Origin of the sequence: Xylanimonas allomyrinae, assembly GCF_004135345.1 — a bacterium.
Classification (GTDB): Bacteria; Actinomycetota; Actinomycetes; order Actinomycetales; family Cellulomonadaceae; genus Xylanimonas; species Xylanimonas allomyrinae.
Genome location: NZ_CP035495.1, coordinates 3,291,248 through 3,312,448, shown reverse-complemented (window position 1 = coordinate 3,312,448; position 21,201 = coordinate 3,291,248). Strand labels below are relative to the sequence as shown.

Below are 21,201 nucleotides of genomic sequence, written 5' to 3'. Positions count from 1 at the left end.
TGGGTAGCCCGCCACGCCGGGACGCGCAGGGGACGCGCAGGGGACGCGTGGGGCGTACACGGGGGACACACGAGCGGTCGGCGCGGCCCGGGTGCCGGACAATGGTCCACCGTGACGACCGCACGCGAGTCCGACGCGCTCTTCGACGTGCCCGACGGCGCCCGCCGCCCCCTCGTTCGCGTGGTGCTCCTGACGGGGGCCTCCGGGTCGGGCAAGACGGCCCTCACCCGGCGCCTGGGCCTGCCCGTGGTCACGCTCGACGACTTCTACCACAACGGCGACCACCCCGACCTGCCCCGCCGGTTCGGCGTCGTCGACTGGGACGACCCCCGCACGTGGGACGCCGCCGGTGCCCTCGACGCGCTGCGCACGCTCGCCACCACGGGCCGCGCCCACATCCCCGTCTACGACATCCCGAGCAACGCCCGCACCGGGAGCACGCTCGTGGACACGGCGGGCTGCGCCGTCGTGATCGCGGAGGGCATCTTCGCCGCGCAGCTCGTGGCCGCCTGCCGCGCCGAGGGCATCCTGGCGGACGCGATCTGCCTGCGGCGCGCCGCCTGGGTGACGTTCTGGTTCCGGTTGCTGCGCGACGTCGCCGAGGCGCGCAAGCCTCTCCCGACGCTCCTGCGGCGCGGCTGGGCCCTCCTGCGCGCAGAGCCGCGCCTGATCGACGGCTGGCTCGCGCTCGGGTGCCGCGCAGCGACCCCCGCCGAGGCCGAACGCGCGATCCGCACGCTCGCCGGTCAAGGTTCCGCCAAGCCATCCCCTGAAAAGTCATAGGAAGTTAACTCGGACGACACGCCTGCCTCACCCGCGCCGCTCACGCTGGCGCGAGGAGGTGGTCCTGTGACCCTGAGCCCGTCCCCACGCGACCTGCGCGTGCTCTCGCTCTACGAGGGCTTCTTCGCGGGCGGCGCCCGCCAGCTTCACACCACGGTGGTCGCCGGGCTGCACGCGGCCGGCCGCCAGCGCCACGCCGCGCTGAGCATCCACGCGCAGGTGCGCCGCGAGGCCACCGTGCAGCGCATGACCGACGACCACCGCTACCAGCTCCTGCGCGCCGCAGGCGTTCCCGTCACCACCCTGGGCCGATCGACCGACGACGGCCTCGACCCTCGCCGGTTCACCGACGTCGAGCTGGCCCGAGCGGCAGCCGCGGTGCGCCGCGCCGACGTCGTGATGTCGCTCAAGGAGCAGCCGCTGCGCCTGGTCAACCAGCTCGACGGCGTCGAGCGGCCCGTCGTCGCGTGCCTGCACCGCTCGGACCCCGAGCACCAGGGCACCGCGCTCGACGACCTGCTCGTCGCCGCCCGCACCGGCCGCCTGGCTGCCGTCGTCTGCTGTGCCGAGTCCGCCCGCGACGCCTACCGCGACGCCGGCGTGCCCGCGTCGCTGCTGCGCGTGGTGCCCAACGGCATCAACCTCGCGCGCTTCCGCCCCGTCTCGTGTGCGCGGCGGCTCGCGCTCCGAGGCGCCGAGGGCATCGGGCCCGAGGCGACCGTCGTCGTCTTCGCCGCGCGCTTCGACACCATGAAGAACCCCGGACTGTTCGTGGCCTCCGCGCGGCACTTCCTGGAGCGCGAGCCGGCCGGCCACGTCCTGATGTGCGGCGCCGGGATGTCGGAAGCCAACCCGGACCTCGTCGCGGAGCTCGACCTCGCGTTCGGCGACCGCCCCGACCTGCTCACCCGCGTGCATGCGCTCGGCGTGCGCGGTGACATGGAGCTCGTCTTCGCGACGGCCGACGTCGTCGCACTGACGTCAGTGTTCGGCGAGGCGGCGCCGCTGTGCCTCATCGAGGGGGCCATGTGCGGCGCGATCCCGGTGACCACGCCCGTCGGCGACTCGGCGCGCATCGTCGAGGGCATCGGGTTCGTGACCGGGTTCGACCCCGCGGAGATCGCCGAGACCTGGATCCAGGCCGCCGCCCGCCGCGACGACCTGGGCCCCGCGCTGACCCGCGTGCGCCCCCGCTTCAGCCACGTGCGCATGCTCGCGGGGTACGCCACGCTGATCGAGCGCGCGCACCGCGGCGCCGGGCACCGGCTCGCGCGAGTCTGAACGTCTCCAGCACTGCTCCCGCGCGGTGTCAGATCGATCACCGGGGCCACCGCGCCCACTGACCCGCGCACACGACCCGCTCGACGACGGCGCCGTCCCGCGGCCGCAGATGCCGCGCGCTTGGTGGTAGAGGCCGGAACCCATCGATGCCGCCGCCAACGGGCGTTCAGAGGGCGCCCTGCGCGAGGCGCTCGTCGGCACTGCCGCGGCCGCATGCGCGTCGTCTGCTGACGCTCTACACCTGCACGACGCGCGGGTTCTCCCCGTGGGGCAACGACCGTCGCGCCATCGCGCACGCGGTGCTTGTCGGCTGGGTCGAGCGTTCGGCCGGGGTTCCGCCCCAGGTGGGTTGAGGGCGCTCAGTCGCCGTAGTCGCCGTAGTACGCGAAGCGCGACGAGTTGGAGGCGACGTACCACTTCCCGTCATGCTTGACGAGGCCGATGGTGCGGCAGTCGATGACGCCTTCGACCCTCGGATCACAGCCGAGGAGGACATACGACTCGGTCTTGCGCGTGAGTTCGTCCGGGTTGACGAGGAGTTCCGTGATCCCTTCCTCGCTCAGCACCTTGTGCTGCCGGGTGACGTTCTTGATGCAGACGTTCCAGTTGTGTTCGTCGTCGGCAGCCGTGAGCGGTTCGACAACCTTGCCGTCGTCGCTGCGAGACGCGAAGAGCACGCACGCGGCTTCGGGGTCGTCGTCGAGGTAGGCAGCGTGGAGCCTCTTGACGGTCTCGATGGGGTCGTCGGACGGCCCGGTCGCGCCGCCGCATCCGGCGACGAGAGCGGCGGCGAGCAGCGGAATGGTGAGCAGGGCGCGGCGCATGGCGGGTCCTCCTTGTGTCGTGTCTCAGTCCGGGTGAGGCTTCGCGAAGAAGCGCCCGGCGTTCTGCTGGTCGATGTAGAACTGGCGACGGCGTTCGTCCTTGGCCCGCCACCGCTGCGCGTCTCGTGCGGCGCCTTCCTGCGCGGAGACGACCCCTCCGAGTGCGGCGACGATCCGGTCGGTCGCCTCGGCGACCGTCTCGCGCACCGCCTCCTTGATGAACTCGTCACTCTCTTCGGTGTTCCGGGGAAGCAGGCCGTCGTAGCCGACGAGGTCCAGCACCCGGTACCGCTCGACCAACTCTCTGATGGTGGACTGGCCGTCCTGAACGGTCATGACCGGGAACTCCAGCAAGCGAGCGTGCTCCTCCTCGCTGAGTCGGTTCGCCGACTCTGCGCACCGCTCGGCAAGGATGATCTCTCGCCAGTCGGCCGGGGCGATGCTCCGGGGGAGGCGTCTTCGTTCGCCTGCGCGGCTGCAAGACCGCAGTCCTCGGCGCTGTCGTAGGGGCAGGTGCGCGCGTGCTCCTTGCGCCGACCCATCGCCGTCCGGGCCGGGTCGGTTCGCCGGTCGCCGTTGTGGGCGTCGTACGCCTCGCGGTACGCCGCGTCGATCTCCGCCTCCCGTCTCCTCGCGAACGCCGAGGCGACGGTGAGCACCACGTCGTCCGGCACTCGCGCATGGGTGAAGAAGTAGTTGTAGTGCTGCTCCGCGTCGCGCGGCACCGGCGGGATGACGAACGACCCGCCCGCCCGGGCGTTGTACTGGTCGATCTCACGAGCCCTCGCGTCGCCTCCGCCGTCCAACTCGGCGGCAGCGCCCCCGCTCGCCCCGCGGTCCCACTGCCCGCCAGTCGGCGTGCCTCGTGGCCTCCTCGGCTGGTCGATGACCATGTCCTTCCCCTCCCGTGAGCGTGCGTCTCGCACCTTCTATGCGCGGGGACGGTGCCCACGCTCTGGCGCTTGCTTTCGCTGTCCGACCGGCGTCGACTTCTTCGTCAACCGGCGCGCGCTCGGGGTGGGGCGGCTGCGCTGGGCCACTGGTCGCGCAGCCTGACGACTGACAGACTCTCGCGACCCGTCGCTGTACGGATGCGGCAGAGCGTAGCCGCCGGTCGGCGTCGCGTCGCGCTCAGACGCGGCGGCCTCGCGCTCGGCCCGTTCTCGCGCCCGCGACGACCTGGGCCCCACGCCGACCCGCGTGCGCCCCCGCTTCAGCCACGTGCGCATGCTCGCGGGGTACGCCACGCTGATCGAGCGCGCGCACCGCGGCGCCGGGCACCGGCTCGCGCGAGTCTGAACGTCTCCAGCACTGCGCCCGCGCGGTGTCAGATCGATCACCGCGCCCCGTCAGTACGGGCCGTTTGCCGCACGGTTCCGCCATTCTGACCGCGGAATCCGTGTCACGAGACGACTCCCCCGTCCCTGCCGCGCCCTGCCGCACCGACCTATTGTTCAATCGATCGCCCTAATCCCGCATCGGGTCCCCCTGGGCGCTCACCTCGATGACGGTGCAAGGGAGCAGTCAATGAGATCGCGCGCACTCAAGGCCGTGGGCGTCGGAGGGCTCGTCGCAGCCCTCGCCGGGCTCAGCCCCGCCGGCCTGGCCGCCGCCGCAGACGGCGCCGGCCCCACCCCCTCGGACGTCGTGCTGTCGGAGACCTTCGACGACGGCACGCTCGGCGTCCTGTCGCAGAGCGGCAGCCCGACCCTGACCTTCGTGGATGCCGACGCCGGCAAGGCGCTCCAGGTCAGCGGGCGGGCCCAGACCTGGGACACCGTCCAGTCCCCGGCCGGGATCTTCTCCGCCGGGGTCGAGTACACCTTGTCGGCCCGTGTGAGGCTGGTCGACGAAGCCCCTGGATCGGTGGCCCGCTTCACCCTCGACGACGGCTCGTACACGCCCGTGGGAGCGGCCGACGTCGGCACCGGCGCGTGGACCGAGATCAGCGGGACGTACACGCTGCCCGGGCCCGGCGCCGCCGCGACCACCAAGTTCTCGATCGAGGCCGGCCCCTGGGACGGCTCGGTCAAGCCCTCGTTCCTGGTCGACGACGTCCTGGTGACCGCAGGCCAGCCCAGCACGCCGACAGGGCCGCTGCCCACGCCCGGCACCGTGGTGCTCGACTCCGGGTTCGAGGACGGTCTCGACGGCTGGGTTCCCCGCATGGGCAGCGCCGGTGACCACGTCGTCGAGCAGACCGGCACCGACGCCCACGGCGGCGCGCACGCGGCGCTCGTCACCGGCCGCACCAGCCAGGGGTCGGGCATCGGCCACGACACCACCGGGCTGCTCGTGCCCGGCGCGACGTACACGGTCACCGCCTGGGTCCGCTTCCCCGACGGCGCGCCCGTCGACTCGGTGTGGCTCACCCACCAGCGGGTCACCGGCGCGTCCACCACGTTCGTCACGCTCGGGCAGTTCTCCAACGTGACGAACACCGAGTGGAACCAGGTCTCGGCACAGTTCACGATGCCGGCCGCCGACTCGTCCCTCCTGTACTTCGAGACGCGCTACACCGCCACGGGCGGCAACACCTCCGACTTCCTCGTCGACGACGTCCGCATCGCGGTCGCGGCGCCGGAGGCCCCCGTCACGGAGGACCCCGACGTCCCGTTCGTCCCGCTCGAACGGCCCGGCCCCGTGCCGGCCACGACCGGCGCGGCGCAGACCGGCGTCTACCGGAACCTGTTCACCGAGTGGGACCCAGCGCTGACCGACGCCGACGTCCAGGCCAAGCTCGACCACTACTGGGAGACGTACTTCACCAGCACCGACGACGACAAGCGGCTCTACTACCCCGCGGGCACCGACGCCGACGGCGACCTCGCCTACATCCTCGACGCCGGCAACGAGGACGTGCGCTCCGAGGGCATGAGCTACGGCATGATGATCGCCGTCCAGATGGGCAAGCAGCACGAGTTCGACGCCCTGTGGAACTGGGCGACGACGTACATGCAGCACCAGTCCGGCCCGCGCCAGGGCTACTTCTGCTGGCAGGCCATGACCGACGGCCAGTGCGCCGACCCCAACCCGGCGTCCGACGGCGAGGAGTACTTCGCGACCGCGCTGTTCTTCGCCGCCCACCGCTGGGGCAACGGCACCGGCATCTACGACTACGAGGCCCAGGCCAACGCCATCCTCGACACGATGCTGCACAAGGAGGACATGAACGGCGGTGTCGTGGACGGCATCACCAACATGTTCGACCGTGACCACCAGATGGTCGTGTTCGTCCCCGAGGGCAACGCCGCGACCTACTCCGACCCGTCGTACCACGTCCCCGCGTTCTACGAACTGTGGGGCCGCTGGGCGAAGGGCTGGAACGGGAACACGGCCGCCGACAGGCAGTTCTGGCTCGACGCCGCGGCCCGCAGCCGGCAGTTCTTCGGGGAGTCGACGCACCCGAGCACGGGCCTCGCCCCCGACTACGCCAACTTCGACGGGACGCCCAAGGACTCCGGCAACCACGCCGACTTCCGGTTCGACGCGTGGCGCACCGCGGTCAACTGGTCGGTCGACAACGCCTGGTGGGCCAAGGACGACGCCGAGCAGGCGCTCTCCAACCGCATCCAGTCGTTCTTCGAGCGCAAGGGCCTCGACACCTACGCCAACCAGTACGCCCTCGTGGGCAAGGCGCTGTCGACCGACCACTCGCCGGGCCTCGTCGCCTCCAACGGCGTCGCGTCGCTCGCCGCGACGGACTCGCGGGCGTGGAAGTTCGTCGAGGAGCTGTGGAACCTCGAACCGGCGACCGGCCGGTGGCGCTACTACGACGGCCTGCTCAACTTCATGGCGCTGCTCCACACGAGCGGTCATTTCCAGGCGTGGGGCCCCGCCGAGGAGCCCGTCACGCCGCCCGTGGTGGAGCCCACGACGCCGCCCGCGCGCACGGCGACCGTCTCGGTGCCGCAGACCGCGACGCCCGGGCAGACCATCCCCGTCACGGTCGGCACCGACTGGGCCGGCGAGACCGTGCAGGTCTGGCTGCACTCGACGCCACGCCACCTGGTGACCGGAGCGGTCAGGGCCGACGGCACCATCGAGGCGACGATCCCCGCGGACACCGCCCTGGGCACGCACAGCATCGTCGTCCTCGACGCCGCCGGGGTGCACCTCGGTGCGGCCGAGCTCCAGATCGTCGCAGCACCGGCCGCGGCCACCCCCACACCCGCCGCGGGGACCCTGCCGATCACCGGAGTCGACGGAACCGCGCTCGCGGTCGCGTCGCTCCTCGCGATCGCCCTCGCCGGGGCGGGAGGTCTGATGGTCCGGCACCGCCGGCGTCGCACGGTGCAGTGACACGGTGCAGTGACGCGGTGGAGTGACACCGTGGAGTGACAGGGACCGGTAGGCCCTGACACGGGCCGGTGGCTGGGAGTCTCCAGCCACCGGCCCGTGTCGTCGGCGCGTCGCGCGGGCGACGCCGGTGCGGGCCGGTCAGTCCTCGCGTGCGGTGCGTGGCGTCGTCGTCGACTCGCGCACCGCGAGCGTCGCGGGCAGCAGCACCCGCGTGGCGGCCCCTGAGCCCGCCCGGGCGCCGATGCGCCCCACGAGCAGACCGATGGCTCGCCGCCCGACCTCGCGCAGATCCGCGCCCACGCTGGTCAGCGCGGGCGTGACCAACGCGGCCAGGAACGTGTCGTCGAACCCGACGACGGACAGGTCCTCGGGCACCCGCAGCCCGCGCTCGCGCACGGCACGCACCAGCCCGACGGCGACGACGTCGTTGAACGTGATCGCGGCCGTGGCCTCGGACGCGACGACGTCGTCGGCCGCGCCGGCCCCGCCGTCGACCGTGGGCGGGAACGGCCCCAGCATGACCACCTCGACGCCTGCGCCGCCCGCCGCGTGCAGCGCCGCACGGCGCTGCGCGTCCGACCAGGACGCCGCAGGCCCGCCGACGTACGCGATGCGCTGGTGCCCGAGCGAGCGCAGGTGCTCCAGCGCGAGCGCCACCCCGCCCGCGTTGTCCGTGCCGACGGCAAGCGGGCCACCCTGGTTCACGACGACGAGCGGCTTGCCCCCGGCCGCCGGCAGGTCGGCGTCCAGCGCGCGCGGCGAGGCCAGGATGACGCCGTCGGTCTGGTGCGCGAGGCTGCGCAACAGCTCGGCCTCGACCTCGGGTTTCTCCTCCGAGTCGACGACGAACACGCCGAGCGCGTGCTCGCGGGCCCCCGCGGTGACTCCCTTGGCGACCGCGGCGAAGTAGGGGTTGGCGAGGTCGGGCACCAGGAGCCCGACGGTGCCCGTGCGCCCGGCGCGCAGGCCGGCTGCGGCACGGTTGGGCTGGTACCCGAGCGCGGCGGCGACAGAGACGACGCGTTCTCGGGTCTCGACGGCGACCTTGTCTGGCACGGAGAGTGCGCGAGAGACCGTCGAGATCGAGACCCCCGCCTCCCGCGCGACGTCGCGAACGGTGACCAAGGTAAAAACTCCTTCTCCAAATGGTCCCCAGACGGTACCCCACCGCCCTGGCGCGATCAGGCCCCGCTGGCCGGATCACAGCACGGGGCACCGAGATGGTGCCTCACCTGGCCGAAAATGTGCACAAATCGGCCCCGGCGTGCCGCGAGGCGATCACATCCTGGCCGGAGCGGTGCCGCCAGGGTGGCCCGGCGGGTCCGACCGGTCAGGGACGGCCCAGGATGCGCAGGTCGTCGAGCCAGGCCGGCGTCTCGTCGCTGACCGGGTCGATCTCGACGAGCGTGACCTCGTGGCGCGCAAGGTGGAGGTCGAGGTCGGCGCGGCCGGTCGCGGGGTCGACCTCCAGGGCCCGATGCGTGACGGCAGGCTCGGCCGCTTCGTAGAGCATGTCGAGCTGGCGAGAGGTCGGCGAGGCCGGGCGGCCCATCTGCTGCCAGGCGGTGAACGCGTTGCCGTCGTCGTCGTTGACCCGCGAGCGATGGGCGTAGGCCGTGACCGGCGTCCCGCCGTCGGCCGTGCGGACCGGCACCGACAGCCGCAGGTGATGGCGGTCGGGCTCGGCCGGGTCGTCGGTGCCGCCGACGGGCTGCCAGGCCAGCACGCTCACCCGGCCCGTGTCGTCACGTGTGACCAGATGGTCCTCACCGCGGGCCAGGACGTCGGAGCCCAGGCGGGCGGCGAACGCGTACAGGTGGAAGGTGGGCTTCTTGATCTGCCGGTGGGTCAGCAGCCCGAACCCGCCGTGGAAGATCGACACCGGGACGCCCTGCTCCTCGAACATGTCGCTGAACGTCCAGTAGGAGAAGGAGTCGACCAGGTCGCCGCCGCCCACGAGGGTCGGGGCCAGGTAGGCCGCGTTGTAGGCCGTGTCGTGCACCGGGTTGTCGGGGCGGTAGGAGGTGTTGAACTCCGTGACGTGCATCGGCAGGTGCTCCAGCGCGGTGCCGGCCAGAAGCCTGCGCGGGCGGGCGAACTGCTCCAGCAGCGTCGAGGGGTGACGCAGCGTCTGGTAGACGCCGAACGGCACGTGCTGGGCCGGGCCGGTGGTGTAGGCGTGGAACGAGAAGAAGTCGACGGGCGCACCCGACGCGGCCACGTGCTCCGCGAACGGCACGTACCAGTCGTCGGCCTCCGGTGACGTCGCCGGTCCGCCCACCTGGAGGTCGGCGTCGACGTCCTTGACGGTGCGCGAGGTCTCGTCGTACAGGCGGAAGTACTCCTCCTGGGACGCGTCCTGCCAGAACTCCTTGAGCGAAGGCTCGTTCCACACCTCGACGGGCCAGGTCAGGACCTCCGCGCGCCCGTACCGGTCGATCAGGTGCCGCAACGTCGCGGCCACCAGGGCGTTCCACTGCGCATACTCCCGCGGCGGGGTCACGTTCCCCTGCCACCAGAACACCGTCTGATCGCCCGAGGCGAGCGCCTGCGGCATGAACCCCAGCTCCAGGAACGGCTTGATCCCCACCTCCAGGTAGGCATCCACGATCTGGTCCAGGTAGGTCCACGAGTACCGCGTCCCCACGTGTCCGGCGGCGTCGTACTGCCGCAGGATCCCCATCCAGTCGTGGAAGATCCCGTGCCCGCGGATGTGCCGGAACCCGATCTGCGACTGCACCAGCGCCAGCGACTCCAGGTAGTCGCGCCGCAGGCCGAGCACGAACTCACCCGTCCCGACGCAGTGGCGCCAGGCGTCGCGCAGTGCGGCGATCGGCCGGGAAGGGACGATGACGGTGTTCACGTGGGTGCTCCGGTGCGGTGTCGTGGCTGGGAGATGTGGGCTTGACCGACCCCGCCGCCCGCCAGCGAGGCTGACGAGCGGCGGGGTCGGTCAGATGACGCGAGGAGTGGTGGCCTGCGTCAGCCCTGCGCGCGCTGGTAGCCGGTGTTGTAGAGCTCGGTGAGCTGGGTACCGCCCAGGCCGTCGATCTCCTTGACGTAGGAGTCCCAGTCGCTCAGCGGCTTCTTGCCGGTGATGAACTCGGCGGTCGCGGTGTTGACCGCGTCCTTGACCTGCGTCTCCAGCAGCGAGGCCTGCTCGAGCTCGGCCTCGTTGAGGCTGGCCGACGGCTTGACCGGGAGCAGCGTCTTGCGGTCCAGCACCTCGTTGACCCAGTCCTTCGTCGCCTGCGGCATGACCGACTGGACGAGGTCCTTTGTCGAACCGTTGGCCAGCATGAACACGCCGTTCGAGAAGCCGAAGTCCGTGTTCAGCATCTTCGGGTTGTCGCCGGCGTCGGGGTTGATGCCGTTCCAGTCGATGCCGGGCAGGAGCGAGCGGGTGCCGTCGGCGGCCTTCTGGAAGGTCTCACCCTCGACGCCCCACTGAGCGAACTCGAGGCCCTCGTCGCTGAAGTACAGCCAGTCGACGTACTGCAGCAGCGCCTTGAAGTGCGGGTCGTCCTTGGCCTTGGCCGAGATCATGACGCCCGAGGTGAGCTGCGAACCGCGCAGGTTGTCGCCCTTCGGGCCGGCCGGCAGCGTGAGCAGGCGCATCTTGAGGTCGGACTTGCCCGCGTCGGCGAGCTTGGCGCCGATGTCGGTCGAGTACTGCGTGTTGCCCGAGATCGTGGCGGACTGACCGGTGATGAACTTCTGGATCGCCTGGTCGTCGGTCTGCGTGATCTCCGGGTCGAGCGAGCCGTCGGAGACGAGGCCGGCGAGGTAGGTCACCAGCGTCTTGTAGTTGTCAGACGTGCCCGCGACCACGAACTTCTTGGCGTCCTGGTCGAACGTCATGGCGGCCTGGTCCCAGCCCGCCTCGGTCTTGTAGTTGGGCGCCATCATCTGGAGCAGCGCGCCGAGCGGCGACGGCGTCTGGTTCCAGCGGTCGGAGAACGCGTACTTGACCTCCGGGTTCGCCTCCTTGACCTTCTTCAGGTCCTCGGCGAACTCGTCCCACGTCGCCGGGTCCTCGGTGATGCCGGCCTTCGTCCACATGTCCTCGTTGATGAGCACCGAGTACTGGACGTCGGGGACCTCACGCATACCGGGCAGGATGTAGACCTTGCCGTTCTCCTGCTTGTGGGTGTCGATCTCGGCCTCGATGCCCCAGTCCTTGGCCTTCTTCTCGAAGTTCGGCATGTACTGGAAGTAGTCCGAGACCGGCAGCAGCGCACCCGAGGCGACGAACTGCGTCTCCTGGCCGGCGTAGCTGACCGGCACGATCTCCGGGAAGTCGCCCGAGCCGATGAGCAGCGACTTCTTGTTGTCCCAGTCGGCCAGCGGTACGTCGGTGCGCGTGAAGCTGACGTTGTGGTCGTCCTTCAGGTGCTTGAGGATCGACCAGTCGTCCTTCACCGGGTAGTTCGGGTGGTCGCGGTACATGAGCGTGAAGTCGACCGGCTCGGTCGCCTTGAACGTCGTCCCGGCCTTGAAGTCCGCCATCGCGCCCACCGAGTGGGCGTCGTCGATGGTGACGCCGGTGGCGCTGGCGTCGGTCCCGTCGTCGGACGGCGAGTCGCCTTCGTCGCTGGACGAGCAGGCGGTCAGGGCGAGGGCGAGCGTGGCGACCGTCGCCAGAGCGGCCGAGCCCCTGCGGATCTTTCTCATGATTCTCCTTCGATGGAACGTCGTTGTCCGACGTGGGCGACTCCGCCCGGGTGCTTCGTCCGTCAGCCCTTGACCGAGCCGAGCATGACGCCGGAGACGAAGTACTTCTGGATGAACGGGTAGACACAGATGATGGGAAGGACGGTGAGCAGCATCGTCACCGACTGGATGTTCGCGCCGATCTGGACGGCGTCGTCCATGTTTCCCGTCACCTCGGTGCCCCCGGATGCGGCCGCGATGAGGTTGCGGAGGTACATCATCACGGGGAACAGGTTCTTCTTGTCGAGGTACAGGAATGCGCCGAACCAGGAGTTCCACTGCGTGACGGCGTAGAACAGGATCATCGTCGCGATGATCGCCTTGGACAGCGGGAGCACGACGCGGAAGAAGATTCCGTACGTCGACATGCCGTCGAGCGCTGCGGCCTCTTCGAGCTCTGCGGGGAACCCGTCGAAGAACGACTTCATCACCAGCAGGTTGAAGACGGAGATCGCGCCAGGCAGCACGATCGCCCAGATGGTGTTGCGCATGCTCAGCCACTGCGCGACGAGGATGTAGTTCGGGATCAGGCCGCCGCTGAAGAACATCGTGAAGACGGCCATGCCGATGAAGGCGTTCCGCCCGCGCAGGTGCTTGCGGCTCAGTGCGTAGGCGAACGTCGTGGTGAGCACCATCGCGATCGCGGTGCCGACCACCGTGTAGACGACCGTGTTCCGGTAGTTGGTCCAGAACATCGAGTCGCCCATGACCGCCTTGAAGGTCGTGAGGTTGAAGCCGCGCGGCCACAGGTTGACCTGGCCGGCCGCGATGTAGCTCTCGGCCGAGAACGCCTTCGCCACGATGTTGACGAACGGGTAGAGCGTCACCGCGCAGACGATCGTCAGGATGACCCCGTTGACGACCCGGAACACGCGCGTGCCCGTGGTGTCCTTGACCTGCGTGAGGGAAGTGCGGATGCCGACGATGTCCGGCGTGGCGTCGAGTTCGGTCACCACAGCGAGGCTCCAACCAGCTTGCGCGACGTGAAGTTCGCGGAGAGGACGAGGACGAGGCCGATCACCGACTCGAACAAGCCGATCGCCGTGGCATACGAGAACTGCCCCGACTGGATGCCGACGCGGAACAGGTAGGTGTTCAGGACGTCGGCCGTCGAGTAGATGAGCGGGTTCTGCAGGATCAGGACCTTCTCGAAGCCGACGGCCATGAAGGTGCCGATGTTGAGGATGAGGAGCACGACGATCGTGGGGCGGATGCCCGGCAGCGTGATGTGCCAGGTCTGCTTCCACCGGTTGGCCCCGTCGATGCGCGCGGCCTCGTAGAGCTGGTCGTCGATGGTCGTCAGCGCGGCGAGGTAGAGGATCGTCCCCCAGCCGACGGTCTGCCATGCCTCGGAGATCACGTAGATCGCCCGGAAGAACTCGGGGCGCTGCATGAACGGGATCGGGTCGATACCGAAGACCCCGAGCAACTGGTTGACCGACCCGTCGACCGCGACGAGCTGGAGCACGATGCCCGCGACGATCACGATCGACAGGAAGTGCGGCAGGTAGGAGATCGTCTGGATCGCACGCTTGAGCTTGCGCGAGCGCAGCTCGTTGAGCATGAGCGCGAGGATGATCGGCAGCGGGAACCCGATGACCAGCCACAGCCCGCCCAGGATCACGGTGTTCCAGAACACCGACCAGAACTGCGGGTTGTGGATGAACATGTCGAAGTACTGGAAGCCGACCCACTCGTCGCCGATCGGGCTGCCGCCGGGGCGGAACCGCCGGAACGCGATGATGTTGCCGAACATCGGGACGTACCGGAAAACCAGCAGGAAGAGGACCGGCACGATCACGAACGTGTAGATCCGCCAGTCCCGGCGCAGAGCGATGCCCCACGAGTCCTTGTGGTGGAGCTTCTGCTCCACCCGGTGGTCGATCGCCCATCCACCGGCAGCCGCGGGCCGTGGCCCGCCTGCCGCAGGCGGCACGTGCTCTGCCACCTTGTCCTGATGCGCCACTCTGCACTCCAGCCTCGGTCACGACCCCGTGACACGTCCGAACAGTTCGAAAGTTGCGAGCGTTTTTCCGATTGCTTGCGAACAGGACGATAGGCACTGGCTGGTACCCCGTCAACAGGTGGAGCGCGGCCAGCGATCACGGGGTGATAACGATTTCAGTCACGTGTTCAAACCCCAGGTCAGACCCATCGCCGCCCGCGGCGACGACCTGCGGTGTAGGGTCGCACGCAGAAACTTGCGAAGCCGCCTGCCAGCACCCGGAAGGGACGATGACGTCACCCACCACACCGCAGCCTCCCGGCAGGGAGACGCCGACGATCGCCCAGATCGCCCAGGAGCTCGGCGTCTCCGTGCCCACGGTCTCGAAGGTGCTCAACGGGCGCGCCGACGTCGCCGAGGCGACACGTGCGCGGATCGAGGCCGCGCTCGAGCGGCACCAGTACCGCCGGCGCAAGGCCGCCCGCCCGCCCGAGGGCACGGGCCTGGTCGACCTCGTCTTCCACCGGCTCGGCTCGTCGTGGTCGATGGAGATCATCCGCGGTGTCGAGGACGCCGCGGCCGAGAACCGCGTGAGCGTCATCCTCTCGGAGCTCGGCGGGGAGCACCGGCCGCCGCGCGCCTGGCTCGACGCCACGATGCTGCGCCCGCCGGTCGGCGTCCTCATGGTCGCCTCGCGCCTGTCACCCGCCCAGCACCGCGTGCTCACGCGCCGGTCGATCCCGATCGTCGTCATCGACACGGACGGCGAACCGCCCCAGGACGTCCCCACGGTCGGCTCCGACAACTGGAGCGGTGGCCTCGCGGCGACCCGCCACCTGCTCGGCCTGGGGCACCGCCGCATCGCCGCGATCTCGGGCCCGGTCGACATGCTGTGCTCACGCGCCCGCATCGACGGGTTCCGCAGCGCGCACGCCGAGGCGGGCGTGGCCGTCGACGAGTCGCTCGTGCGCGTCGGCAACTTCTACGTCGAGGCCGGCTACCGCGAGGGCCGCACGCTGCTCTCGCTCCCCGAGCGCCCGACGGCGATCTTCGCCGGGTCGGACATGCAGGCGCTCGGCGTGCTGCGCGCCGCGCACGAGCTGGGACTCGTCGTTCCCGACGACGTCTCCGTCGTCGGGTACGACGACCTCTCGCTCGCGGAGTGGGCGATCCCCGCGTTGACGACGGTGCGCCAGCCGCTCGCGGAGATGGGCGCGCTGGCGACGTCGATGCTCATGGAGCTCGTGGAGGGCCGCACCCCGCCGACGCGCCGCATCAACCTCGCGACCGAGCTCGTGGTGCGCGAGTCCACGGCGCCGCCCCCGAGGTGAGCCGCACCAGCCGCGCACGAGCGAGCACCGGAGTGCGCGAGCGCGGAAGCGCCGATCGCCTGACCTGCTGAAGAGCGCCACGATGGCGCAATCGACGCCAAAGCAAGGGTATCGCAAAGGTCAACGAATCTTCATGTCCCGTACCTTTGTGGGCATGAAGAACCGCATCTATCCCCGCATCGGCGCCGCCGTGCTCGCGGGCCTCGTCGCGGTCGTACCCGTTGTCGGTGCGGTCGCTACGGCCCCGTCGGCAACGGCAGCAAGCCAGTCCCCCGTCTTCCTCGACGAGTACGGCAACGAGGTCGAGCCCATCGCGGCCGACGGCGCACGCTCGCCCTACATCCAGCCTCTCGCCGAGGACTCCCTGACCCTCGACGACGACGCCACCGGCACCGGCACCGGCGACCTGCCGGCCGACGTCCTCGACGGCACGACCGTCGCCCCGGGCGGCGACGTCGACCCCGAGATCACCCCGATCTCGGAGGACGTCGAGATCGCCCAGATCAACGCCGGCCCCAGCGCCGCACCGTTCCTCGTGGCCGGTGTCGCCCTGATGTCCGTGCTGAGCATCGGCGTCGTGGCCTACCTGCTGTTCCGCCGTCGTCCGCTCTCGCAGAGCTGACGCTCACCACCCCCTGACCCGAGGGTCCCCGCGGCACCGCCGCGGGGACCCTCGGCGCGTCCAGGACGGGGCCGTGTCGCGGCAGGGCCGGCACGCGGCGCGCGCACCCGCCGCGGGTGAGGATGAGGCATGACCACCCGGAACCCTCAGTCGATCCTGTTCATCGGCGGCAGCGGCGTCATCAGCCACGCCAGCGTCGCCCGCGCCGTCACGCAGGGGCACCGCGTCACGGTGCTCAACCGCGGCCGCACCTCCCAGCGCCCGCTGCCCGCCGACGTCGAGACGCTCGTGGCCGACGCGACCGACCACGACGCCGTCGACGCCGCGCTCGCAGGCCGGGAGTTCGACATCGTCGCACAGTTCCGCGCCTTCGCCCCCGAGCACGTGGCGCGCGACGTCGCACGCTTCACCGGGCGCACCGGCCAGTACGTGTTCATCTCCAGCGCGTCGGCCTACCAGAAGCCCCCGGCACGGGTTCCCGTCACCGAGTCCACGCCGCTGGTCAACCCGTTCTGGCAGTACTCGCGCGACAAGATCGCCGGGGAGGACGTGCTGGTCCGCGCGGTGCGCGACGGCGGCTTCCCCGCGACGATCGTGCGCCCGTCGCACACCTACGACCGCACCCTCATCCCGACCACGGGCGGCTGGGCCGACGTCGCACGCATGCGCGCGGGCAAACCCGTCGTCGTGCACGGGGACGGCACCACGCAGTGGACGCTGACGCACACCGAGGACTTCGCCGTCGGGTTCGTGGGCCTGCTCGGCAACCCGCTCGCCGTCGGCGACACCTTCCAGATCATGGGCACGCACGCGCCCACCTGGAACCAGGTCTACACGTGGCTTGCCGCGGCGGCCGGAGTCCGCGAGCCCGAGCTCGTGCACGTGGCGAGCGAGACGATCGCGCGCGTGCTGCCCGACGACGGCCCGGGGCTGCTGGGGGACAAGGCGCACTCGATGGTCTTCGACTGCACCAAGCTGCGCGCGCTGGTGCCCGAGTTCGGCACCACGATCACCTACGACCAGGCCGCCTACGAACAGGTCGCCTGGTATGACGCGCACCCGCAGGCGCAGCGGGTCGACGCCGCCCAGGACGCCGGCTTCGACCGCCTGGTCGCCCACGCCCGCTCGCTGTGAGTCACTCCCGGCATGTCCGGGGGAGATGAGCGCCTCCCACGGACATGCCGGGGCGCAGGAACCGTAGGGTGCTCGCGTGGCTCCCCTCGTCCTGCTCGACCTCGACGGCACGCTCATGGACTCCGCGCCCGGCATCACCGCCTCGGTCGCGCACGCGTTCACCGCGCTCGGCCTGCCCGTCCCCGACGCCGCGACGCTGCGCTCGTTCGTCGGCCCGCCCATCACCGACTCGCTGCCCGCCCACGGCGTGCCACCCGAGCGGCTGGCCGAGGCGGTCGGCGCCTACCGCGCGGAGTTCCGCGCCACGGGCATGTGGGACAACGCCGTGTTCGCGGGCATCCCCGAGCAGCTCGCACGCCTGCGCGCGGCGGGCTGCGAGCTCGCCGTCGCGACCTCGAAGCCCGAGGTCTTCGCCGTGCCCATCGCCGAGCGGTTCGGGCTGAGCGCGCTGGTCGACGGCGTCTTCGGCGCCCCTCTCGACGAGCAGGCCACCAAGGCCGACGTCATCGCGAAGGCGCTGGCCGCGCTCGGGCGTACGCCCGCCGACGGCCCGGCGCCCGGCCTCGGCCGCGTGCTCATGGTCGGCGACCGCGAGCACGACGTCGTCGGCGCACGCGCGCACGACATCGGCTGCCTGGGCGTGAGCTGGGGGTACGCGCACCCGGGCGAGCTGGAGGCGGCAGGCGCACTCGCGGTGGTGGACGACGTCGCAGCGCTCGAGAACGCGGTGCTCAGCCTCGTGTGACAGCCGCCGTCGCACCGGCCCGACCGCGCCGGCGTGAGGTCGGCACCCCACCGCGCCGACTGCCACGCCCTCACCGCACCCTGGGCCCGCCCGGCGCATCGCCGGACGAGCCCCGGAACGAGCGCGGCTACTTCAGGTTCGGCTCGACCTGCGTGGTGTAGATCTGCTCGAGCTCGTGCCGCAGGTCCGCCATCGCGTCCTTGACCGGCACCTTCTGCGTCGCGATCGACTGGATCGCGGCGTTCATCGCCTGGTCACCACCAGGCAGGAAGACCCGCGCCCAGTCCTGGGAGCGCGTGTGCTGCGCCTGGTCGATGGCCACGCCGATGATCGGCTTCTGGGCGCGCAGCGCCGCCGTGTCAGCCGACGAGTCGACCGGGATGTAGCCCGTGGCAGCGGAGAACTTCACGGTGTTCTCCGGGTTGGTCAGGAACGCGATGAACTCGGCGGCCGCGAGCTGGTTCTCGACCGGGACGCCCTTCGGGATCGCGACGCCGGTGCCGCCCGTCGGGCTCACTCCGTCGGACGCGGCAGGGCCGCCCGGCAGCGGCGCCGCACCGAGCTCGAACGGGTTGCCCGCCGAGTCCAGCGTCTTCTGGATGCCCGCGAACGAGCCGGACGAGGCGATGGTGGCCGAGGTGCCCCCGGCGGCGAGGTCGGCACCCGCGTCCGTGGCAGCCTGCGCAGCCCACTTGCCCTGGTAGATCGAGTCCTGCAGGAACTGCAGCGCCTCGACCGACTTCGCCGAGTCGGCGGTGATGTCGAACGAGTCCTTGGCCGACCACGAACCGCCCCAGCCCCACAGGAGGTCCTGGGCGACCCAGCCCGCGTACCCGGCGATGTCGGGCCACTCGAAGGCCGGCTTGCCGCCGTTGGCGGCGGCCAGCTTCGGCGCCCACTCGGCGAACTCCTGCCAGGTCTTCGGCCCGCGGTCGGGGAGGCCGGCCGCAGCCCACTGCGCCTTGTTGTAGTAGAACAGCGGCGTCGAGCGGGCGAACGGAACGGCCCACTGCTCGCCGTCGTAGGTGTAGTCGCCGTAGAAGACCGGCAGGTAGTCGCCGGTGTCGACGTCGGCCGCCTTGAGCGCGTTGCCCAGGGGGATGATCTGGTCGTTGAGGTAGTACCGGAACCACCACACGTCCGAGAGCGTCAGCACGTCGGGCAGACCGCCGCCTGCCTGTGCGGCCTGGAACTTCTGGGCGACCTCCTCATAGCTCGCCGCCGGGACCAGGTCGACCTCGATGCCGGTCTTGGCCGTGAACGCGTCGATGATCTCCTGCGTCACGTCCCCCGAGCTGCCCGGGTTGCTGGACCAGAAGGTGATCTTCTTCGCGGGCGTGACGCCGGAGAAGTCGGGGCCGCCCGCGGGCGCGGCCGAGCTGCCGGACGACGCACCGGAGTCCACCGCCACGCTCGGGCCGGAGCACGCCGCGAGCGCGAGCGACGCGGCGGCAGCCACCGAGACGGCCGCGAGAGAGAAACGGGATCGCTTCATGAAGATTGGTCCTTTCGGAACGAGCACCGGACGAGGAAGAGCTACCGCACCGCGCCCTGGGTCAGGCCGGCCACGATGTACCGCTGGAGGAAGGCGAACAGGATCAGGACAGGCACGATGACGACGACGGCACCGGCCATCAGAACGGGGTACGTGCTCACGTCGCCCTCGCTGTTGCGCAGCAGCGTCAGGCCCACCGGGAGCGTCATCATGCGGGCCGAGCTCGTCACGACGAGCGGCCACAGGTAGTCGTTCCACTCGTTGACGACCGTCACGAGCGCGACCGTCGCGATCGTCGGCGTCGAGATCGGCACGATCACGCGCAGCAGCCGCGACAGGTGCCCGGCGCCGTCGACCTCGGCGGCCTCGACGATCTCCCGCGGCAGCGCGAGGAACTGCTGGCGCAGGAGGAACGTGCCGAACGCCGTGCCCAGGCCCGGCAGGATGATGCCCCAGTAGGTGTTCACTCCCCCGAGCGACGCGATGAGCGTGTAGTTGGGGACGAGCGAGACCTGCGCGGGCACCATCAGCGCGACGAGGATGACCGGGAAGATCAGCTTCTTCCACGGGAACTGCACGAACACGAGCGCGTACGCCGTCGTGAGCGCGAGGACCACCTTGATGCTCGCCCCGACCACGGTGACGATCGCCGAGTTCGCGAACAGCCGCGCGAAGTCGATCTGGTCCGACGCCCGGGTGTACGCCTCGAGCGACGGATGTGCAGGGAACAGGACCAGTCGCTGCGTGACGACCTCGCCGGGTGTCTTGAACGACCCGATGACCATCCACACCAGGGGCAGCGCGACGATGAGCGTCGCGGCCACCAGGGGCAGGTAGCCGCCCGCCAGGTCGGCCAGCGCGCGGCGCGCACGCGCCCGCGAGCCGGTCCGCTGGGCGGCCGTGAGGACTGCGGTCACGAGTAGTGCACCCGCCTCTCCAGGAATCGCATCTGCGCCAGAGTGACCCCGGCGAGGATGGCGAACAGGACCGTCGCGAGCGCGGCCGAGTAGCCGCCGCGGTTGTAGCCGCCGAACGCCTGGAGGTAGACGTCGTACATCAGCGTCGTGGTTCCGGGGTTGAGCGGGGTCATGATCCTGATGAGGTCGAACGACTGCAGCGAGCTGAGGACCGTCGTGATCAGCAGGAAGAACGTGACCGGCGACAGCAGCGGAAGGGTCATCCGCCAGAACCGGCGCGCCGGGCCCGCGCCGTCGAGCGCAGCAGCCTCCATCACGTCCGCCGGGATCGACTGCAGCCCGGCGAGGTAGATCACCGCGCAGTAGCCGAGGTTCTTCCAGATGAAGACGGCGCACACCATCGTCAGGGCCGGCCCCGGCTGCAGGAACCACTGCGGCATCTGCACGCCGATCCTGCCCATGACGTTGGACAGCACGCCGACGGTCGGGTCGAAGATGAACACCCACACCAGCCCGACACCCACGCCCGAGAGCACGAACGGGGCGAACACCGCGCTGCGCGCGAACGTCGTCCCGGCCAGGCGGCGGTTGAGCGCGAGCGCGACCGCCAGGCCGAGCACCATCGACCCACCGACCGTGAACACGGTGAACAGCAGCGTGGTCCACAGCACGCGGGTGCCCTCACCCGTGAAGAACTCCACGAAGTTGCGCAAGCCCACGAACCTCGCGGTCGCGTTGCCGAGCGTCCAGTCGAGGAGCGAGTACTGAATGTTCTGCACGACGGGCCGCCAGCAGAACACGAGGATCAGAGCGATGTTCGGCCCGGCCAGCAGCAGGAAGGCCCCGAAGTCCTTGCGTCGCCGCCGGCTGCGCCACAGAGCGAACCGGTCCGGGCGCACCACGCGCTGGGCGCGCAGGTCCCGCGCTCGGGACGGGGCCGTGACGCGCAGCGCGGCGGTCGCCGTTCCTTGTGACATGGCTGCCACGTTAGGGACGGCGCGTGACGTGGCATGGCCTCACGCCGACGTCCAGGTGAACTCTGGGACAAGTTCGCGTTCTGCGCGTTCCACGCGCTTCGTCGACGGGGGCAGGGTCTGCCTCGGGCGTCG

18 protein-coding genes are annotated in these 21,201 nt (G+C 70.6%); 7 read left to right on the top strand and 11 right to left on the bottom strand.

Annotated elements, in window-relative coordinates; genetic code table 11:
• Window positions 1-111: 111 nt before the first annotated feature.
• Together ET495_RS14905 and ET495_RS14900 are read left to right on the top strand one after the other, a co-directional pair.
• A complete protein-coding gene (locus ET495_RS14905) occupies window positions 112-783 on the top strand; it encodes a uridine kinase family protein (protein ID WP_129205433.1) in 672 nt (223 codons plus the stop codon).
• A 66-nt stretch (window positions 784-849) separates the two neighbouring features.
• Window positions 850-2,064, top strand: a complete 1,215-nt coding sequence (locus tag ET495_RS14900; protein WP_211340860.1) for a glycosyltransferase — start codon at window positions 850-852, stop codon at window positions 2,062-2,064.
• 359 nt (window positions 2,065-2,423) lie between these two features.
• Here ET495_RS14900 and ET495_RS14895 read toward each other — a convergent pair whose 3' ends face one another.
• From ET495_RS14895 to ET495_RS14885, 3 genes are read right to left on the bottom strand one after another with little or no spacing between them, the layout of a single operon-like run.
• Window positions 2,424-2,888, bottom strand: a complete 465-nt coding sequence (locus ET495_RS14895; protein WP_129205432.1) for a hypothetical protein — start codon at window positions 2,886-2,888, stop codon at window positions 2,424-2,426.
• Window positions 2,889-2,912: 24 nt separating this feature from the next.
• Window positions 2,913-3,224, bottom strand: coding sequence for a hypothetical protein (locus ET495_RS14890; RefSeq protein ID WP_129205431.1), 312 nt, complete (start codon window positions 3,222-3,224; stop codon window positions 2,913-2,915).
• On the bottom strand, window positions 3,221-3,781 hold the full coding sequence (locus ET495_RS14885; protein ID WP_129205430.1) for a hypothetical protein: 561 nt from the start codon (window positions 3,779-3,781) through the stop codon (window positions 3,221-3,223). The genes ET495_RS14890 and ET495_RS14885 overlap by 4 nt, the downstream gene beginning before the upstream one ends.
• Window positions 3,782-4,415: 634 nt before the next feature.
• Between ET495_RS14885 and ET495_RS14880 the strand changes: the two genes are divergently transcribed.
• Window positions 4,416-7,190, top strand: a complete 2,775-nt coding sequence (locus ET495_RS14880; RefSeq protein ID WP_129205429.1) for a glycosyl hydrolase family 8 — start codon at window positions 4,416-4,418, stop codon at window positions 7,188-7,190.
• A 138-nt stretch (window positions 7,191-7,328) separates the two neighbouring features.
• Here ET495_RS14880 and ET495_RS14875 read toward each other — a convergent pair whose 3' ends face one another.
• The 5 genes from ET495_RS14875 to ET495_RS14855 form a co-directional block, all read right to left on the bottom strand.
• On the bottom strand, window positions 7,329-8,315 hold the full coding sequence (locus ET495_RS14875) for a LacI family DNA-binding transcriptional regulator (RefSeq protein WP_129205428.1): 987 nt from the start codon (window positions 8,313-8,315) through the stop codon (window positions 7,329-7,331).
• A gap of 205 nt (window positions 8,316-8,520) precedes the next feature.
• Window positions 8,521-10,053, bottom strand: a complete 1,533-nt coding sequence (locus ET495_RS14870) for a GH39 family glycosyl hydrolase (protein ID WP_129205427.1) — start codon at window positions 10,051-10,053, stop codon at window positions 8,521-8,523.
• 119 nt (window positions 10,054-10,172) lie between these two features.
• Window positions 10,173-11,864, bottom strand: coding sequence for an ABC transporter substrate-binding protein (locus ET495_RS14865; RefSeq protein WP_129205426.1), 1,692 nt, complete (start codon window positions 11,862-11,864; stop codon window positions 10,173-10,175).
• 62 nt (window positions 11,865-11,926) lie between these two features.
• A complete protein-coding gene (locus tag ET495_RS14860) occupies window positions 11,927-12,856 on the bottom strand; it encodes a carbohydrate ABC transporter permease (RefSeq protein WP_129205425.1) in 930 nt (309 codons plus the stop codon).
• Window positions 12,853-13,869 (bottom strand): ABC transporter permease, encoded by a 1,017-nt coding sequence (locus ET495_RS14855; RefSeq protein ID WP_425471151.1) that lies wholly within the window; start codon window positions 13,867-13,869, stop codon window positions 12,853-12,855. Before ET495_RS14855 ends, ET495_RS14860 begins: the two co-directional genes overlap by 4 nt.
• A 269-nt stretch (window positions 13,870-14,138) precedes the next feature.
• On the opposite strand from ET495_RS14855, the gene ET495_RS14850 reads away from it, so the two are divergent.
• The 4 genes from ET495_RS14850 to ET495_RS14835 all read left to right on the top strand — a co-directional run bounded on the left by ET495_RS14850 (window position 14,139) and on the right by ET495_RS14835 (window position 17,680).
• A complete protein-coding gene (locus ET495_RS14850) occupies window positions 14,139-15,179 on the top strand; it encodes a LacI family DNA-binding transcriptional regulator (RefSeq protein ID WP_129205424.1) in 1,041 nt (346 codons plus the stop codon).
• Window positions 15,180-15,312: 133 nt separating this feature from the next.
• The gene (locus tag ET495_RS14845) at window positions 15,313-15,801 is read left to right on the top strand and encodes a hypothetical protein (RefSeq protein WP_162616504.1); all 489 of its coding nucleotides are present in this window, start codon (window positions 15,313-15,315) and stop codon (window positions 15,799-15,801) included.
• A gap of 129 nt (window positions 15,802-15,930) precedes the next feature.
• Window positions 15,931-16,935, top strand: coding sequence for an NAD-dependent epimerase/dehydratase family protein (locus tag ET495_RS14840; RefSeq protein ID WP_129205422.1), 1,005 nt, complete (start codon window positions 15,931-15,933; stop codon window positions 16,933-16,935).
• Window positions 16,936-17,050: 115 nt separating this feature from the next.
• Window positions 17,051-17,680 (top strand): HAD hydrolase-like protein, encoded by a 630-nt coding sequence (locus tag ET495_RS14835; protein ID WP_425471239.1) that lies wholly within the window; start codon window positions 17,051-17,053, stop codon window positions 17,678-17,680.
• Between the two features lie 127 nt (window positions 17,681-17,807).
• On the opposite strand, the gene ET495_RS14830 is transcribed toward ET495_RS14835, so the two are convergent.
• The 3 genes from ET495_RS14830 to ET495_RS14820 are packed head-to-tail and all read right to left on the bottom strand — an operon-like array spanning window position 17,808 to window position 21,069.
• Window positions 17,808-19,175 carry an ABC transporter substrate-binding protein gene (locus ET495_RS14830; protein ID WP_129205420.1) on the bottom strand — a complete coding sequence of 456 codons (1,368 nt, stop codon included), beginning with the start codon at window positions 19,173-19,175 and terminating at the stop codon, window positions 17,808-17,810.
• Window positions 19,176-19,216: 41 nt separating this feature from the next.
• Window positions 19,217-20,032 (bottom strand): carbohydrate ABC transporter permease, encoded by an 816-nt coding sequence (locus ET495_RS14825; protein ID WP_245993485.1) that lies wholly within the window; start codon window positions 20,030-20,032, stop codon window positions 19,217-19,219.
• A gap of 56 nt (window positions 20,033-20,088) precedes the next feature.
• On the bottom strand, window positions 20,089-21,069 hold the full coding sequence (locus ET495_RS14820; protein WP_129205419.1) for a carbohydrate ABC transporter permease: 981 nt from the start codon (window positions 21,067-21,069) through the stop codon (window positions 20,089-20,091).
• Between the last annotated feature and the right edge of the window lie 132 nt (window positions 21,070-21,201).